General features: G+C 59.1%; 18 protein-coding genes. 11 read left to right on the top strand and 7 right to left on the bottom strand.

Annotation, left to right across the window (positions count from 1 at the left end; translation table 11 throughout):
• Window positions 1-320 precede the first annotated feature (320 nt).
• The 3 genes from AB4O12_RS06005 (at window position 321) to AB4O12_RS05995 (ending at window position 3,285) form a co-directional block, all read left to right on the top strand.
• Window positions 321-1,859, top strand: a complete 1,539-nt coding sequence (locus AB4O12_RS06005) for a methyltransferase regulatory domain-containing protein (RefSeq protein WP_460060785.1) — start codon at window positions 321-323, stop codon at window positions 1,857-1,859.
• A gap of 280 nt (window positions 1,860-2,139) precedes the next feature.
• The gene (locus AB4O12_RS06000) at window positions 2,140-3,021 is read left to right on the top strand and encodes a manganese catalase family protein (protein WP_041480494.1); all 882 of its coding nucleotides are present in this window, start codon (window positions 2,140-2,142) and stop codon (window positions 3,019-3,021) included.
• A gap of 51 nt (window positions 3,022-3,072) precedes the next feature.
• Window positions 3,073-3,285, top strand: a complete 213-nt coding sequence (locus tag AB4O12_RS05995) for a hypothetical protein (RefSeq protein ID WP_095179668.1) — start codon at window positions 3,073-3,075, stop codon at window positions 3,283-3,285.
• Window positions 3,286-3,358: 73 nt separating this feature from the next.
• Here AB4O12_RS05995 and AB4O12_RS05990 read toward each other — a convergent pair whose 3' ends face one another.
• On the bottom strand, window positions 3,359-3,790 hold the full coding sequence (locus AB4O12_RS05990; RefSeq protein WP_095179667.1) for an HhH-GDP family DNA glycosylase: 432 nt from the start codon (window positions 3,788-3,790) through the stop codon (window positions 3,359-3,361).
• A 160-nt stretch (window positions 3,791-3,950) separates the two neighbouring features.
• Here AB4O12_RS05990 and AB4O12_RS05985 point away from each other — a divergent pair, with 160 nt between their 5' ends.
• Window positions 3,951-5,522 carry a sensor domain-containing diguanylate cyclase gene (locus tag AB4O12_RS05985; protein WP_095179666.1) on the top strand — a complete coding sequence of 524 codons (1,572 nt, stop codon included), beginning with the start codon at window positions 3,951-3,953 and terminating at the stop codon, window positions 5,520-5,522.
• A gap of 10 nt (window positions 5,523-5,532) precedes the next feature.
• On the opposite strand, the gene AB4O12_RS05980 is transcribed toward AB4O12_RS05985, so the two are convergent.
• On the bottom strand, window positions 5,533-6,627 hold the full coding sequence (locus AB4O12_RS05980) for a GNAT family N-acetyltransferase/peptidase C39 family protein (RefSeq protein ID WP_460060780.1): 1,095 nt from the start codon (window positions 6,625-6,627) through the stop codon (window positions 5,533-5,535).
• Window positions 6,628-6,721: 94 nt separating this feature from the next.
• On the opposite strand from AB4O12_RS05980, the gene AB4O12_RS05975 reads away from it, so the two are divergent.
• Together AB4O12_RS05975 and AB4O12_RS05970 are read left to right on the top strand one after the other, a co-directional pair.
• Window positions 6,722-8,302 carry a RimK family protein gene (locus tag AB4O12_RS05975; protein WP_071171957.1) on the top strand — a complete coding sequence of 527 codons (1,581 nt, stop codon included), beginning with the start codon at window positions 6,722-6,724 and terminating at the stop codon, window positions 8,300-8,302.
• 3 nt (window positions 8,303-8,305) lie between these two features.
• Entirely contained in the window at window positions 8,306-9,217 is a 912-nt protein-coding gene (locus tag AB4O12_RS05970; protein ID WP_150742655.1) for a magnesium transporter CorA family protein, read from the top strand.
• Window positions 9,218-9,259: 42 nt separating this feature from the next.
• Here AB4O12_RS05970 and AB4O12_RS05965 read toward each other — a convergent pair whose 3' ends face one another.
• On the bottom strand, window positions 9,260-9,496 hold the full coding sequence (locus AB4O12_RS05965) for a hypothetical protein (RefSeq protein ID WP_460060776.1): 237 nt from the start codon (window positions 9,494-9,496) through the stop codon (window positions 9,260-9,262).
• A 163-nt stretch (window positions 9,497-9,659) separates the two neighbouring features.
• Here AB4O12_RS05965 and tspO point away from each other — a divergent pair, with 163 nt between their 5' ends.
• Window positions 9,660-10,103: a tryptophan-rich sensory protein TspO gene (tspO, locus tag AB4O12_RS05960; RefSeq protein ID WP_041480509.1), complete on the top strand. Its 444-nt coding sequence runs from the start codon at window positions 9,660-9,662 to the stop codon at window positions 10,101-10,103.
• A complete protein-coding gene (locus AB4O12_RS05955; protein ID WP_460060774.1) occupies window positions 10,100-11,083 on the top strand; it encodes an alpha/beta hydrolase in 984 nt (327 codons plus the stop codon). The genes tspO and AB4O12_RS05955 overlap by 4 nt, the downstream gene beginning before the upstream one ends.
• On the opposite strand, the gene AB4O12_RS05950 is transcribed toward AB4O12_RS05955, so the two are convergent.
• The gene (locus AB4O12_RS05950; RefSeq protein WP_073475032.1) at window positions 11,041-11,616 is read right to left on the bottom strand and encodes a TetR/AcrR family transcriptional regulator; all 576 of its coding nucleotides are present in this window, start codon (window positions 11,614-11,616) and stop codon (window positions 11,041-11,043) included. The genes AB4O12_RS05955 and AB4O12_RS05950 overlap by 43 nt on opposite strands.
• Before the next feature lie 141 nt (window positions 11,617-11,757).
• Between AB4O12_RS05950 and AB4O12_RS05945 the strand changes: the two genes are divergently transcribed.
• Window positions 11,758-12,453 (top strand): glutathione S-transferase, encoded by a 696-nt coding sequence (locus tag AB4O12_RS05945; protein ID WP_252887741.1) that lies wholly within the window; start codon window positions 11,758-11,760, stop codon window positions 12,451-12,453.
• 48 nt (window positions 12,454-12,501) lie between these two features.
• On the opposite strand, the gene AB4O12_RS05940 is transcribed toward AB4O12_RS05945, so the two are convergent.
• Window positions 12,502-13,512: a zinc-dependent alcohol dehydrogenase family protein gene (locus AB4O12_RS05940; RefSeq protein ID WP_150635622.1), complete on the bottom strand. Its 1,011-nt coding sequence runs from the start codon at window positions 13,510-13,512 to the stop codon at window positions 12,502-12,504.
• A gap of 157 nt (window positions 13,513-13,669) precedes the next feature.
• Here AB4O12_RS05940 and AB4O12_RS05935 point away from each other — a divergent pair, with 157 nt between their 5' ends.
• Window positions 13,670-14,584, top strand: a complete 915-nt coding sequence (locus AB4O12_RS05935) for a LysR family transcriptional regulator (RefSeq protein WP_423661722.1) — start codon at window positions 13,670-13,672, stop codon at window positions 14,582-14,584.
• Window positions 14,585-14,620: 36 nt separating this feature from the next.
• On the opposite strand, the gene AB4O12_RS05930 is transcribed toward AB4O12_RS05935, so the two are convergent.
• Window positions 14,621-15,013, bottom strand: coding sequence for a carboxymuconolactone decarboxylase family protein (locus tag AB4O12_RS05930; RefSeq protein WP_370593534.1), 393 nt, complete (start codon window positions 15,011-15,013; stop codon window positions 14,621-14,623).
• Window positions 15,014-15,083: 70 nt separating this feature from the next.
• Window positions 15,084-15,470 (bottom strand): MerR family transcriptional regulator, encoded by a 387-nt coding sequence (locus tag AB4O12_RS05925; RefSeq protein WP_056784936.1) that lies wholly within the window; start codon window positions 15,468-15,470, stop codon window positions 15,084-15,086.
• Between the two features lie 281 nt (window positions 15,471-15,751).
• On the opposite strand from AB4O12_RS05925, the gene AB4O12_RS05920 reads away from it, so the two are divergent.
• On the top strand, window positions 15,752-16,108 hold the full coding sequence (locus AB4O12_RS05920; protein ID WP_150742657.1) for a metalloregulator ArsR/SmtB family transcription factor: 357 nt from the start codon (window positions 15,752-15,754) through the stop codon (window positions 16,106-16,108).
• Window positions 16,109-16,129 lie beyond the last annotated feature (21 nt).

The following is a 16,129-nucleotide window of genomic DNA, read 5'->3' as shown; positions in this document are numbered from 1 at the left end:
TCAGCGTTGGGCTGGTCACTATGGGCAGACGAGTGGGAGGGAATATGACAGTTTCGGCTGGCTACAAAATGCCTGCGCGAATGGGCCGTGGAGTGCGTGATCGGTCCATCAATCCTGCTTGGATGTGTTGAAGATCCCTGTGGCAGCGAGCCTGCTCATGAAAGCGGCGTGTCAGCCGATTATATTCAAACTGAAAAAAGCTTTCGCGAGCAGGCTCGCTCCCACAGGGTTTGGGGAAGTATCCGTTTTTTCAATTTGTCGCGCGCAGCGACAACCCCTTATAAGACTGCCATCACTTTCAAGAACAAGAGACCGCCCTCATGAGCAACGCCTGGAACGAAGGTTATTTCACCGACGAAGGCTACACCTACAGCTATAGCCGGGAGATCAATCCGGTGTTCCTGCGTTACTGCCTGTTGTTGCGCGGGTTCGCCACGCTGGAAAGCAACGAAGGCGTGCACTGCGAACTGGGCTTCGGTCAGGGCGTGTCGATCAACATCCACGCCACCGCCAACCCGGGTTCGTTTGTCGGTACGGACTTTCACCCGGGTATGGCGGCCCATGCCATCGAACTCGCGACTGCCGCCAACAACGGCGCCCGCCTGTATGACGACAGCTTCGAACAGCTGCTGGCGCGCAATGATCTGCCGCAGTTCGACAGCATCAGCCTGCATGGCATCTGGACCTGGGTCAGCCGCGACAATCAAAAACTGATCGTCGAATTCGCCCGCCGTCACCTGAAGCCGGGCGGCATGCTTTACGTCAGTTACAACTGCTTCCCCGGCTGGTCGCCGTCGGCGCCGCTGCGCAATCTGTTCAGCCTGCATGACCGCTTTGCCAATGCCTCGTCGCGCTCCGACCAGCGCATCGACGCCGCACTGCAATTTTCCGAAGCACTGCTCGCGGCCAACCCGAAATACGCCGCTGCGGCGCCGAGTCTCGGCGCGCGGCTGCAGAGCATCAAGGGTCAGGATCGTCACTACGTCGCCCACGAGTATTTCAACCGTGACTGGAATTGCATGTACTTCGCCGACATGGTCGACGCGCTGGCCTCGGCCAAACTCGACTACGCCACCACGGCAGTGCCGCTGGATTCGGTCGCCCCGCTCAACCTGAGCGCTGAAGGCATGGACTTTCTGGAAACCATCGAACATCCGATCATGCGCGAGCAAGCGCGGGACTACTTCGTCAACCAGCACTTCCGCCGCGACCTGTACGTACGTGGCGCGACCCGCCTGTCCGCTGCCGAACGCCGCGCGAGGATGCTGCACAGCCGTTTCGTGCTGCTGCAACCCTGGGAAACCGTGGCGGGCTCGGTCAGTGGTCCCGCCGGCGAAGCGACGCTGCAACCGGAGATTTACGGCCCGGTGCTCGATGCACTGGCGGCACAGAACTATGCGGCCAAATCGATGCGCCAATTGCTGTCCGAGGCTGCGCTGGCTTACGACGACCTCGAACAAGCCCTGGCCGTGCTGATCGGTATGGGCGCTGTCGCTCCGTGCCAGAGCGAGGCCGCCGAGTCTCAGGTCAGCGGTCGCTGCGCCGCGCTCAATCTGCAACTGTGCAAACGCTCGCTGTACGGCGCCAACATCCAGACCCTGGCCAGCCCGGTCACTGGCGGCGGCGTGACGGTCAGCCGCTTCCAGCAGCTGTTCCTGATCTCGATCAAGCAAGGCAAACAGCAGCCAGCCGAGTGGGCGCAATTGGCGTGGAGTGTGATCAGCGAACAAGGTGAAGTGCTGGTAGAGAACGGCCAGCCGCTGCTCACTGCCGAAGCCAATATCGCCGCGCTGACCGCACAGGCGCAGGTATTCGCCGAGCAGACGCTGGTGGTGCTGAGGGCGTTGAAGATCGCTTGATTGCCAACGAACCATTGTGGGAGCGAGCCTGCTCGCGAAAGCGCTGGATCAGCCGCCAAATCGGTAACTGACGTACCGCATTCGCGAGCAGGCTCGCTCCCACATTGGTCGTGGAACAGGGTCAAGCCAACCGTCCTGTTTCCGGAACTTTCCGCCCTCTGCCGTCCGTCCAGCCGGCCTGCAATAAACGAAATTTCCGCTCCACCCACTCCTCACAACTATGCATGCGCTAACGCCCATCAGGGCAAAAGCGCGATAGCCTGGTCTGAGGAAAATTTGAATGTTCATACATAACAAGCGACTTCAGTACACCGTTCGCGTGGCCGAGCCCAACCCTGGTCTGGCCAATCTGCTGTTGGAACAATTCGGGGGCGCCAATGGCGAACTGGCCGCAGCAGCGCGCTATTTCACCCAAGCCTTGGCCGAGGAAGATCCGGGGCGCAAAGACCTTCTGCTGGACATTGCCACCGAAGAATTGAGCCATCTGGAGGTGGTCGGCTCGATCATCGTCATGCTCAACAGAGGTGCCAAGGGTCAACTCGCCGAGGGCGTTCAGGAGGAAGGCGAGCTGTACCGTGCGCTGAATGGCGCCGGTAATGACTCGCACATCACCAGCCTGCTGTACGGCGCAGGCGCGCCTCTGGTCAATTCCGCTGGCGTACCGTGGACAGCGGCGTATGTAGATTCGATCACCGAGCCTACTGCCGACTTCCGTTCGAACATCGCAGCCGAAGCGCGGGCGAAAATCCTCTACGAACGTTTGATCAACATCACCGATGATCCGGGCGTCAAAGAGGCGCTTGGCTTTTTGATGACGCGGGAAATCGCCCATCAACAATCCTTCGAAAAAGCCCTGCATTCGATCCAGCCGAACTTTCCGCAGGGCAAGCTGCCGGGGATGCCGGAGTTCACCAACAAGTACTTCAACATGTCTGGCGAGCCTAATGTGCGCGGCCCTTGGAACGAGGGCGGTGCGTGGGAGTACGTGGAAAACCCAGAGCCTGCGGTCGACGGCGGCGATGGTCTGGCGACCGTCAGCCTTCCGGCCGAAGACGAACAGGTGCTGGAAGCGATGAAGACTCGTACAGCCTCTGACCCACTCAGCGAGCCGGTGACCGGTGCTGATCTGGGCTCCGGTTATGTACAAGGCAAAGATGTCTGAACCCGTCCGGCGGCCCCGGACCGGGGTCGCCACTTGCTCAAGGAAAACCACATGAAAAGCAGCAAAGTCCTGGCACTGACCTCTGAACATTTTCAACGTTTGATGGAGCACGCATACGCCGGTTTTGAGCTGGACTGCAAACAGGCCTGTCGAGGATTGAAAGTCAGCATGGCGGTGAATGTATTCGGCTTGGGCACCCTTCTCCCGAATAATTTTGCCGATCAAGCCACAGTCCAGCAATCGGAGGTGGCAGCCATCCATTGACCGCGAACTGGCGGGAAGACTTGCTGCTCTGTGAGCCGAGTGTTGCCACCGTCTTCAATGCAGAACCGGGCGTTCAGAAAAGTACCGACGCAGCTTCCCTCATGAAGATCTCGACGGTCTTCGGCCCTATCCCCTCGAACTCGGACAGGCGCTTCTCCAGCGCCTTACGGTCCGCGCTCGCGGCCACGATGTTACTGACCTTACCGGCGTACTCGCTGTTGAGCTTGTAGGCCAGCGCGAGTAGTCGCGACGCCGTGCTTTCGTCGTAGCGCACGTAACGCGCCTGCCCCAGCATCGACACCAGTTGACGGTGCGTACACTGCGCGAGCTTTTGCGGGGTGTCTTGGTGATGCTGCTCTACTATGACTTGATACGCCTTGGCGGCAATGGCGCCCTGAATCCTTTTGCCCATCAGAAAACTCGCCAGCAGCCATTTGAACAGGCCGGTTTCGTTGGCATTGCGCAGGTCGATGTTCAATTCACCGGCCGTGATGATTTCGCTCACAAGTCTCACCTCAAGGCGCGTTTCAATTACAGATGTTGACCCGGCACGGCTTTGAACGATCCAATCGCGACCGCCTGGCCAAGGCAGTAAATTGAATTCCAGATGGAAAAGGATGGTCATCTTTCAAGAGATGAGAGATGACAAGCATAAGGACCCTCAAATGCTCGGTCGTAAGATGCCCAAAACCAAGGGGCATGACGCCGCAGAAACCGCTCCCATCAAAGCTGCCAGCGAGATAGCCGCTTTCCGCCTGACAGTCATCTTCATGCTGACGGTCATTCTGGCGTTTCTCGGCGTGGAGGGATGGCGAACCTGGCGTGACTATCATGCAGCCTTCTCGTCGGCGCGTGATTCGGTCACCAACCTCGCGCGGGCAACCGCGCAACACGCCGAAGACGCCATCCGCCAGGTCGATGTGTTGACCGCCGCCCTGGGCGAGCGCGTCGAAGGCGACGGTCTGCAGAACATCGACGTACCGCGCATCCACAACTTGCTGGTGCAGCAGGCCAAATTGATGCCGCAGTTGCATGGACTGTTTATCTACGGCCCGGACGGCAAATGGATCGTCACCGACAAGGAAATGATCCCGGACCCGGCGAACAATGCCGATCGCGACTACTTCCAGTATCACCGCGCCAACACCGATCGAAACGTGCGTATCGGTGATGTCGTCAAAAGCAAATCCACGGACGACCTGATCATTCCGATTTCCCGCCGCTTGAATAACCCGGACGGCTCCTTCGCCGGCGTGCTGCTGGGGACGATCAAGGTCAGTTATTTCGTCGACTATTACGGCGATTTCAAGATCGACGACAAGGGTGCACTGGTGCTGGCGTTGCGCAATGGAACCATTCTCGTGCGTCGTCCTTTCATCGCTTCGGTAATCGGTCAGAGCCTCGCCGACAGCGAGGTGTTCAAGAACTACCTGCCGTTTTCCAATCAAGGGATCGCCGAGGTCCGAGCCGTCGTCGACGGCACCCAGCGTCTGTACGGTTACAGAGCTTTGAGCACCTATCCGTTGGTAGTCGAAACCGGACTGTCCCGCGAATCGATCATTGCGCCGTGGCGCTGGGACCTGATCAAAACCGGCTTTGTGTTGATGTCGGTGATCACCGCGTTCACGGTCTTCGGACTGATCGTCTTGAGGCAACTGCGCCAACGGATGGTGATGGAAAAGGATTTGCGCAAGGCACACCAGGCCATGAAGGACATGGCCTTGACCGACAGCCTGACCGGGCTGGCCAACCGTCGGCGACTGGACACTGCCTTGATTGACGAAATTCGTCTGGCCAGACGCCAGGGTTCGTCGATCTCACTGATCATGATCGATGTCGATCACTTCAAGCTCTACAACGACAGCTACGGGCACGCGGCAGGTGATGATTGCCTGAGCGCAGTCGGGCAGGCGATTGCGCAGGCGGTAAAGCGACCGGGTGATCTGGCTGTGCGCTATGGCGGCGAGGAGTTTTCCGTGTTGCTGCCCAACACCGATATTCGCGGGGCGGCGCTTGTGGCTGAGGAAATTCTTGAGGCCATTCGATCCTTGCGGATGGAGCACAGAGCCCATCCGCTGGGTCACGTCACCGCCAGTGCAGGTATTGCGGTTGGCAAACCGGCCGAACATGAAGTGACCCCCGCCACTCTTATCGAGTCGGCTGACAAAATGCTTTATGCCGCGAAGCAGAAAGGCAGGGATCGCTACTGTATCGGCGAGGAAGTGCTCGGCGCCTAGCCACCGCTCTTCAACGGGAGCGCAGCATCACGGCTGCGCGAACCCGCTGTACACCAAACACCGTCATGCGCAGAAATTCCTGGTGACTGACCGGCAAGTGCTGGCAGTCCAGGCCGCGCTTGAGTTTGCTGTGGTCGACATCAGGATCATGCAAGTAGACGAAGTCCTCGTCACACCCGGTGATGATGACCCAATGCGGCGCTTTCAAGCGGGTGAATCGGTAGCTGCTGATCAGCACCAGCGGTTTGTATCCGGCCGCCAACGCAGCGCCGATCTGCAGATAATCACCCAGAACCTGCTCGACTTGCGTGGCAGCCAGTTCCTGGGCAAACCCATCCTCGACCAGTTTCATGATCGACTTCTTCTCCGTGCTGCGTACGCCGTGAAGAAAAAGCGAGCCCGCGTGACTGACTTCCAGGCGCACATCGAAACCGCGCCGCCAGGCCGCCAATGCCAGACCCTGAGGACTACAGCCACCGTGCCCCGCCGTCATGAAAATGGTGGTTGCCTCGCGCCACAGCTGGATTTCCTCCGCTCGGGTCATGGCACGGCTCGCGTCGATGGCAGACATGGCCATCAGCAGGCACGCGGCGCCGCAGGTGAACTCGGTGGTCTGCTGGTAATACGGCACTTGCCGGGCGGGGGCAGGTGTTTCGCGCAGGATGCGTTTCTCGTAGCGCAACGCCTCGCAGTGGTCCTCGTAGTAGTCCTCGACACTGGCAAAGCGTTGATAGCCGTTGGCTTCGTAGAGGCGGATGGCAGCGCTGTTGTCAGCGCGCACCTCCAGACGCAGCCATGCGCAGTTGCGCGCCAATGCGCAGGCCTGGGCCTTTTCCAGCAGACGCTGGCCAAGCTCATGCCCGCGCCAGGCGGGGCTGACCGCAATCGAATACAGGCGTCCAAGTGAGGTGCCACGGTGAAAAAGCACCAGCGCGTAACCGCAAAGTGTTGCGCCCGAGGTGACGACAATCAGCGCGGCATTCGCTCGACTGAGCATCCAGCTGAAGTTGCGCTGATTCAACCGGTCGAGGGTAAAACACATCCGCTCCAATTCGACCAGATCGTCGATATCGTCCATGGATGCAAAGCGAAAATCAAAAGACATGACCGCACCGTAAAGTTTGAGTAACGAACCGGGACAGACCGAAAGGCCCGTGATTTATTGAAGCGGCGTCTTCTTCAACAGGGATTCATTACTCATGTCAGCGGTGCAAGCCAACGTGAACGAAGTATTAGACAAAACCGAGCATTCGACAATCTCCCTCAGCGAGGAACCTCCCAGTATCAAGCCCTCGGGAAGTCGATTGCTCATACTGGTCGAACGCAAGGATGACTGGGCTGATTACCTGCCCAGCGAGAGCCTGATGCTGGCTCAGGATTACCTTGAACACAGCGATGATTTTCCTCATCGCACCCAGGTCATAAACCTCTGCCGCAATTACAAATACCTCGGTCAGGGCTATTACTGCTCATTGCTGGCCGAAGCGCGCGGACACAAGGTTTTCCCCTCGGTACGCACCGTCAGCGAGCTGGCGCGCAAAGCGCTTTACGGGGTCGGGCTGAATGATCTGCAACGCACCCTGGAGCGGGCGCTGGCCAACCATCCATACGGCGAAACCGAAGCCTTCACGCTGTCGCTGTACTTCGGCAAGGCCTCGATCGAGCCGCTGCAAGAGATCGGCCGTCAGCTGTTCGAGGCGTTCCCCTGCCCTATCCTGCTGGTGGAATTCCGCCGTGGTGAGAGCTGGCAGATCGCAGGCATCAAGGCCGGTGCACTGCACAAACTTCGCGATGAACAGCAGCATGTTTTCGCTGATGCACTGGACGCGTTCAATCGCAGGACATGGCGTCAGCCCGCCTCCAAACGTGTGGCCCGCTACGACCTGGCCATCCTCCATGATCCTGACGAAGCCCTACCGCCGTCCAACCCCGAGGCATTGCAGCGTTTCATCGCTGCGGGCGAACAGCTGGGTATCGATGTCGAACTGATCGAGAAAAAGGACTACGCACGTCTCGCCGAATTCGACGCGCTGTTCATCCGCGAAACAACGCGAGTGGATGATCACACCTATCGGTTCGCGAAAAAGGCTGAAAGCGAAGGCCTGGTGGTGATTGACGATCCGTCGTCCATCCTGCGCTGCACCAACAAGGTTTATCTGGCCGATTTGCTGAAGCGTCGCGGACTGGGCATGCCTGCAACGGAAATACTCTACAAGGATCGTCCGCAGGAACTCGAAAACGCAGGGCGTCGCCTCGGTTTTCCCTTGGTATTGAAGATCCCCGATGGCTGTTTTTCAAGGGGTGTGATCAAGGTCGCCGATGCACAAGCGCTGGCCACTGCCGCGCAGGAGTTATTCGAACACTCGGTGTTGCTGCTGGCGCAAGAGTATTGCTACACCGAATACGACTGGCGCGTCGGGGTGCTCAATGGCGAAGCGCTGTATGCCTGCAGGTATTTCATGTCAAAGGGGCATTGGCAGATTTACAACCACAAGGCGCTGCCCGGCGAGATCAACGGAATGTGCGAGGCGGTGCCGGTCGAGCAAGCCCCGCCCGCAGTCGTGCAGCTCGCCGTACAGACGGCGCGGCTGATCGGCGACGGCCTCTACGGCGTCGACCTCAAGCAAGCGGGTGATCGGGTGCTGGTGATCGAAGTGAACGACAATCCCAACCTCGATGCGGGCATCGAAGACGCGGTGCTGGGCGACGAATTGTACCGGCGCGTATTACAGGCTTTTACCCAAAGGCTTGAGCTCAAACACCGTGGCCAAGCGTGGTGAGCAATGATTGAAGGCTATTGCATTGATTGCGGCGCCCTGCACAGGACATCGGAGGACCAGGCGACTGTCTGGCTGTGTGTCGCCCCGGACGCAGCCGAGCAACTGGATTTGCACAGACGCCTGGGCATTGGCGCACAAGCGATAGAGTCGTCGCTGGACCCAGATGAAGTGGCCCGCATCGAGGTCAAGCCAGATCACCTGTTCCTGATCTGGAAGCGTCCGGAAAGCTTCGACGGGCGCGCATTCAACGTTTCGTCCTTCGGAGTGGTGCTGAGCGAAAAACGCCTGGTGGTCATTTGCGCGAGCAACTCGCTGCTTTCGGGTCTTGAGCACGATGCGCAAATGACCGGGCCGCTGGACGTGCTGATGGCGTTACTCGCTGAAAGCGTTCATCACTACCTTGGGCATTTGCGCGTGGTCAAACAGATCGCCCGGGAGATTCAACAGCAATTCACGCGGGCAATGGACAATCAGCAATTGGCGCAGATGTACAACCTGAGCGAAAGCCTCGTGTACTACGTCAATGCGATTCAAAGTAACGGAGCAGTGCTGACGCTGTTGCGCAACCACGGCCAGCGTCAGGGCTTCAGCGACAGTCAACTGGCTGCGCTGAACGATCTGATCGTGGAAAACGAACAAAGCTTCCAACAGGCCAGAATTCACGCCAAGGTGTTCGCCAACCTCATCGAATCCCACGGCAATCTTGCCAACAACAGCATGAACCGCGCGCTGCGAAAGCTGACGCTGATCAACGTCGTATTCCTTCCCTTGAACCTGATCGCCGGCATCGGTGGCATGTCGGAGTTCAGCATGATGACGTCCGGCGTCCCATGGTGGATGTCCTTTCCCGTGCTGATCGCATGCATGGGCCTCGTGGGCGCGGGGATGGTGCTGGTATTGCGGCGCATGGCCTGAATTCAGAGCACATTCTGCTAACGCCTGCGCCGCATGCGGGCGTCAATTGGTCCGGCTGACCACCCGGATATGCGTAATCCCTACCCGCTCAGCCTGCTCGATAATCTGCTCTGGCGTCGAATCCGCCGTGGGCATGACCAGGCTGTTTTCCGCATCGCCCAGATGCAGTTCGAGCAGATGCATCGCCGCGTCGTGCTCGGCCAGTTGCGCTTCCTTGAGTTCGAGCAGATAAGTACGAGGCTCGCCGTTGAAACGGTATTCGATGTGATAGGTGTACATGTTGTCGTCCGCGTCGGTGGGAAAAGGCAGTGTTTATCCTGACGCAGCGGTCAGCTTTTAGTTCAACCTGACTGCCAAATTGCATTTGCGAACAAACTTTTTGCGCAGCGAAGCGTCCTCTTCTTAACTCTCCATAACAGCTGATCACAGCTAAGGACTGGCAATGACCTTTTTCATCTTCCTCTTGGCCTGCGCGGCGGCGGCAACCACTGGCGTAATGTTCAAACCCGGCCCGTGGTATGAATCGCTGACCAAACCCTCTTTCACCCCGCCCAACTGGGCCTTTCCGGTAGCGTGGACGATCATCTACCTGCTGCTGGCCTGGGCCGGTTATCGCCTGAGCCTGATTCCCGGCAGCCAAACGGTGCTGGCCTTGTGGGCCGCGCAAATCGCCCTGAACACGCTGTGGACGCCGGTGTTCTTCGGCGCGCATCAGGTGCTGGCGGCGCTGGTGATTCTGGCGGTGCTGTGGGTGGTAGTCGCGGTGATGGTCGTGCTCGCACTGCAACTGGACGTGGTCACCGGGCTGATTCTGTTCCCGTACCTGGCGTGGCTGTGCGTTGCGGCGGCGCTGAACTGCTCGATCCTGATGAAGAATCGCCTGTGAGCGATTTTCCATGGCCGCAAGGCGAGCGTGAGCTGGCACAGGTTCGCGCATTCAACAAAAAGCTCGCCTGGCTGCCGCGTTTCAAGATCCGCAATCGCCTCACCCCACGGCTGATTCAGGCGTTGCTGCGGGCGGGTCAGCTCGGCGGCGCTGGCAAGCTGCGCCAGCATGGGCTGAGCGCCGAACGCAAGATCATCGACACGGTGCCGGTACGCATCATCCGTCCCAAGGGCAAAGCCAGAGGCGTAGTGCTGGATTTCCATGGTGGCGGCTGGGTGATCGGCAATGCGCAGATGAACGACAACTTCAACATCGCCATCGTCAACACTTGCGACGTGGCGGTGCTGTCGGTGGATTATCGGCTGGCGGTGTCGACGCCAATCGAGGGCTTGCTGGAAGACTGTCTGCGCGCCACTCGCGGCATCTTGAGCGATGGCGAATTTGCCGGACTGCCCGTGGTCGTCGTCGGTGAATCGGCCGGTGGGCATCTGGCGGCGGCCACCCTGCTCGCCCTCAAATCTTTGCCGCAACTGCTGCAACGGATCTGCGGCGCGCTGCTGTATTACGGCGTCTACGACCTGACCGGCACGCCCAGCGTGCGCGCCGCGCCAGCCGATACCTTGGTGCTCGACGGCCCCGGCATGGTCGAAGCGTTGCGCCTGCTCACGCCGGATATCAGCGACGAACAACGACGCCAGCCACCGCTGTCGCCGCTGTACGGCGATTTCAGCGGACTGCCACCAGCACTGCTGTTTGCCGGCGACCTCGATCCGCTGCTGGATGACTCGCGACTCATCGCTGAGCGCTGGCAGCAAGCGGCGCCGGTGGAGATGTACGTGCTGCCAGAGTGTCCGCATGGCTTCATTCACTTCCCGACCGCCACTGCTGACCATGTGCTGGCTTACAGCAGGCAGTGGATTTCGGCACGAGTGGCAAGCTACTCAGCGAAATCCGCCGAGATCAGCCCGGCGCTTTCGTAGCTGCCGATCAACTCATCAAACAACGCAATATCCCCTCGGCTGCGTGCAATCAACTGCGCACCGGCCACCGCCGCGTAAATCGCCCGCGCCCGCGCCTCGCAGCTGTCTTCGTCGGCAGCTCCTGCAGCGATCAACACCTGGGTCAGCCACTCGATGTTGACCTCTGCGAACTTCTTCACCTGGTCCTTCACCGGGTCTGGCAGATCCTGGTATTCGGCAGCCATGAAGCTGACCAGGCACAGCCGATTACCGTTCTCCAGCGAAGTGCGGAATATCGACGGGTACAGCTTCAGGGATTGATGCGGCTCGGGATTGGCCTCACGAATACCGTCCAGCGCCTTGGCCGCGTCTTGCCAGTAACGCTCGGCAACTGCCGCGCCGAGGTCGGCCTTGCTGGGAAAGTGATAGTAGATGCTGGCGTTCTTGATACCCACCACTTCACCGATGCTACGGAAGTTGATGCCGTTGTAGCCGTGGGTCTGCGCCGCTGTTTTGGCGGCGTCCAGAATAGCTTCGCGTGCGTTCACGCTCATGTCTGTGTCCTCGCTGACTATCGGTCAATGGGGCGGAGTGTACCCGCGAAAGATTTACCTGCCAATTGGCAGGTAGGGGATTGACAGGAATAAATTCTGGTCGCAGTCTTTGCCTACCAACTGACAGGCAGGGCAACTGAAATGACCGCTAACTCGACTCAAAACGACGCTCACTCCATTTCCGCATTGAAAATCTACGACTGGTACAACGGCCCCTACCCGGCGCGCGTGCGCATCGCCCTGGCGGAAAAATCGCTATTGGCCCGCACCGAATTCGTCTCGGTAAATCTGTGGAAAGGCGAACACAAGAACCCCGAGTTCTTGCGCTTGAACTACTCCGGAACGCTGCCAGTGCTGGAGCTGGAAGACGGCACGCTGCTCGCCGAATGCACGGCCATCACGCAATACCTGGACGTTCTCGATGGCAACCCTGTCCTCACCGGCCGCACACCGATTGAGCAAGGACGAATACACATGCTGACCAAACGTGCCGAGATCGAATTTCTCGATGCCGTCAGCGTGTATTTCCACCATGCAACCCCGGGACTCGGCCCTAAAGTGGAGCTGTACCAGAACGCTGAATGGGGCATGCGCATGCGGGACAAGGCTGTGCGCGGCATGCGCTATTTCGACAACTTGCTGCGTCAGCAGCCGTTCGTGGCCGGCACCAGTTTTTCCATGGCGGACATCGCCGTGTTGGGCGGGATGATCTTCTCGGCGCTGGTTGAGCTGGAAGTCCCGGAAGACTGCACGGCACTGCGCGAATGGCACGCGCGCATGCAGCAACGTCCGAGTGTGCAGCAATGGCGCGCGATGGTTGAGCGAGGCGAGCCGTAAAAAACCAGACCAGCAAAAAAGGCGCCTTGATCGGCGCCTTTTTCGTTGTCAGCCTACCTTGATCACAACCTTGCCAAACGCCCCCTTCGCCAGATGCTCATAGGCATCGCGCGCCTTTTCGAATGGATACACATGGTCGATCACCGGCCGAATATCGTGCTCGGCGAGGAACACGTTCATCCGGTCGAACGATGAACGCGGTGCCACCGCGATGCCGCGAATGGTGGTCTGGCGGAAGATCAGCGGCATCAGGTTCAGCTCGACAGTCTGCCCTGTCAGAAAGCCGATCTGCGCTATCCGCCCCGAAGCCTTGGTCGCTGCTACCGACTGATTGATGCCATTGCCTCCCGCCACATCAAGCAGCAGGTCCACACCCTTGCCCTCGGTGAGTTTCAGCACCTCGTCCGCCCAGTTCGGCGTGCTGCGGTAGTTGATACCGGCGATCGCGCCCAGACGTTTTACCGCGTGCAGATTGTCATCGCTGCTTGAGGTTGCGATGACTTTGGCGCCCAGCGCGGTGGCGATCTGCACGGCGAAAATCGATACGCCGCCGGTGCCCTGTACCAACACGGTCTGGCCCGGTTGAATAGCGCCGAAATCCACCAGTGCGTACCACGCGGTGAGTGCGGCGATTGGCAGCGTCGCCGCCTCTTCATCGCTCATGTTGGCCGGCGCGCCGACGGCGCTGTCCTGATGAATGATCATGTACTCGGCGAGGCCACCGGGCAGCGGCGAACCGAAGCAATAATCCGGCTCGTTCGGCCCCGGCTCTCCGTCAAGCCAGCGCGAGTACAGATGCGAATTGACTCGGTCGCCGACCTTGAAGCGTGTCACGCCGTCGCCGATCGCAACCACCGTGCCGACGGCATCGCTGACCGGAATCAACGGTTTTGGCACCATGTGCGGCTCATAGATGCCGTCAACGATGGCCTTGTCGCGAAAATTCAGCGACACCGCGCCGACCTTGACCAGCAGTTCGCCAGCCTTGGGCTGCGGCGTTGGCGTCTCGCCGAGTTGCAGATTTTCGAGCCCGAAATCTTTCAGTAACCACGCTTTCATGATGTGTCTCCAAATGCATTATTGGCCGCAAACCCTCAGCGGGCTTGCCTTGGGGCCATGATTGGCTTTTACATCAGCGCAATAAATGCTTGGAAACAGACATGATTGTTCTATTCTCAGGCAACAAATCCAGATACTGAAGCTCACCGGAAAAGTCATGGAATTACTGCAATCGATGCGCCTGTTCGCCCGACTGGCGGAGCTGGGCAGTTTCACCAAAGCCGCTGAGTCGCTGGACATCGGCCGGCCGCAGGTCACTCGCTATATTCAGGAACTGGAAACATCGCTGGGCGTGCGCCTCTTCCAGCGCACTACGAGGAAAGTCGCACTCACCGCCGAGGGTGAACTTTTCTATCAGCGGGTCCAGGAAATTCTGGCCGAGATCACCGCCGCCACCACAATGTTCGATCGCACCGGAGCCACGCTGTCCGGCCGCCTGCGCATCGACATTCCCACGGCGTTCGCGCAGCTGGAATTCATCAAAAGCCTGCGCGAATTCACCGACACCTACCCCGGCATCGATATGGTGCTGGGCGTCACCGATCGTGCGGTTGATCTGGTCGGCGAAGGCATCGACTGCGCGCTGCGCATCGGCGAGCTGCCCGACTCAACCCTGATCGCCCGCCCTATCGCCTTGGCGACCATGGTCACCTGCGCCGCGCCCGAATACCTGCGCGAGCACGGCACACCGGAAACGCTTGGAGATCTGGCGAACCATCAAGGCGTGAACTTTCTCTCGGGCCAGAACAACCGCACCTTGCCCTGGCAGTTTTCAGCTGAGGGCAAACAGAAATCCTACGTCAGCCGCCAAGGTATTACCGTCACCGAGTCGAACGCCTACGTGCAGTGTGGCGTGTCGGGCTTCGGCATTATTCAGGCACCGGGTATCGCGGTGGCAGAGCATCTGGCTAACGGTGCTCTGGTGGAAATTCTGCAACCGCTGCGCCCGCTGCCTCGGCCAGTGACGCTTTTGTACCCGAGCCGCACGCATTTGCCGGCGCAGGTGCAGGTGTTTATCGAATGGCTGCAGGTGCGGTTTGTGCAGTTGCATGGGGGGTGGGTGGTAGGTTGAATCTGGCTTATCCCGCAGTTTCTGCAGCGTGCGCACCTAGGATTTAACACTGATCCCGCGAGCAGCAAAGACTTCACGCGCAGCCGTTATACCGTTCAAGGCGCTGGGAAATCCTGCGTATACGGTCATTTGCAAGATCACATCGACCACCGCCTCCGGTGTGCACCCGACGTTCAGGGCGCCGCCGATATGCACTTTCAGTTGTGGCTGTGCATTGCCCAGTGCGGTCAGTGCCGCAACGGTTGCCAGCTCACGAGTGCAGTGATCGAGCCCGGGGCGGGCGAAGACATCGCCGTAGGCAAAACTCAGAATCCAGTCCGCAAGCTCTGGAGCAGTATCCTTCAATGAATCAACCACTGCCTGACCAGGTCCGCCAGTAATCTGCGTCAGAGCGGCTTCTCCGCGCGCTCGACGATCAGTCATGTCCACGGGCGCTGCCACACTGGTCACGCTTGCGCCAATCAATGTGGCGGACAGCAAGCGGTTGAAACCGGGAAGTTTACGGATCATGGTGATGCTCCTTTTGCTCGAGTTGGTGATAGATCTGAATCTTGTTATCCAGAACCTCCAGGGACTGGCTCAACTGGCTGATCTGCGCTTGCACGTCCCGGCGATGCTGCTCGAGAAGCTCGCGGCGTTCTGCCAGGGTCGAGTCGCCTGATCGGCGCAGTTCGGCATACCGCAGCATTTGCTGGATCGGCATTCCGGTCGCCTTCAACCGGAGCAGAAACTCGGCCCACAGCACATCCTTCTCGGCGTACACCCGGTGGCCATTGCCACCGCGCCCAACCGGGTCGAACAGCCCGATGCGCTCGTAATAGCGGATCGTGTGAGCGCTCAAATCAAGGCGCTTGGCCAACTGTGAAATTGTCAGTTCTGGATTCATGTCATCACCGTAAAGGTTTGAGCGTGCTCTAAGTCAATGGCTATTTTCAATCAGTTGGAATCAGACAAATCGCGGGCACTATCCGCGCGGTCCGTCGCTATCAGTCTCGACGGTTCAACCCCTGTTATATTCGCTTTACCAGATATATGACTATGCGTATATTCGGTTATCCGTATCCATTGCTCGGCAATCATCCCGCCGCCTTTCACCCTACGCGTCACGACATCCGCAAGCGCATCAGGCTCTTCGTTTTGGTCAAGACACAAGCTTCTGGAGGATGTATGACAGAACCCATGACCCCCACCACCTTGTTCAAGTGTCTGGCCGATGACACCCGGGCCAAAATTTCCCTGCTTGTCGTGCGCGAAGGCGAGTTGTGTGTATGCGAGCTGACGGCAGCGCTCGACCTCAGTCAGCCGAAGATTTCTCGCCACTTGGCGCTGCTGCGCTCCGCCGGTTTGCTGCTGGATCGTCGCCAGGGTCAATGGGTGTACTACCGGCTGAATCCTGATGTGCCCGCGTGGGTGGCAGCAGTTTTGAAGGCAGTGGCAGACGCCAATCAGCCATGGCTGGAAACCGAGGCCAAGCGCCTGTGCTGCATGAGCGACCGACCGATCAATCAGGCCATGTGCAGCTGATTCATGCCCACCGGATCAACC

This window comes from Pseudomonas sp. S2_A05 (assembly GCF_054668485.1).
The sequence above is the reverse complement of the archived record's forward strand: the minus strand, read 5'-3'. Positions and strand labels throughout refer to the sequence as shown.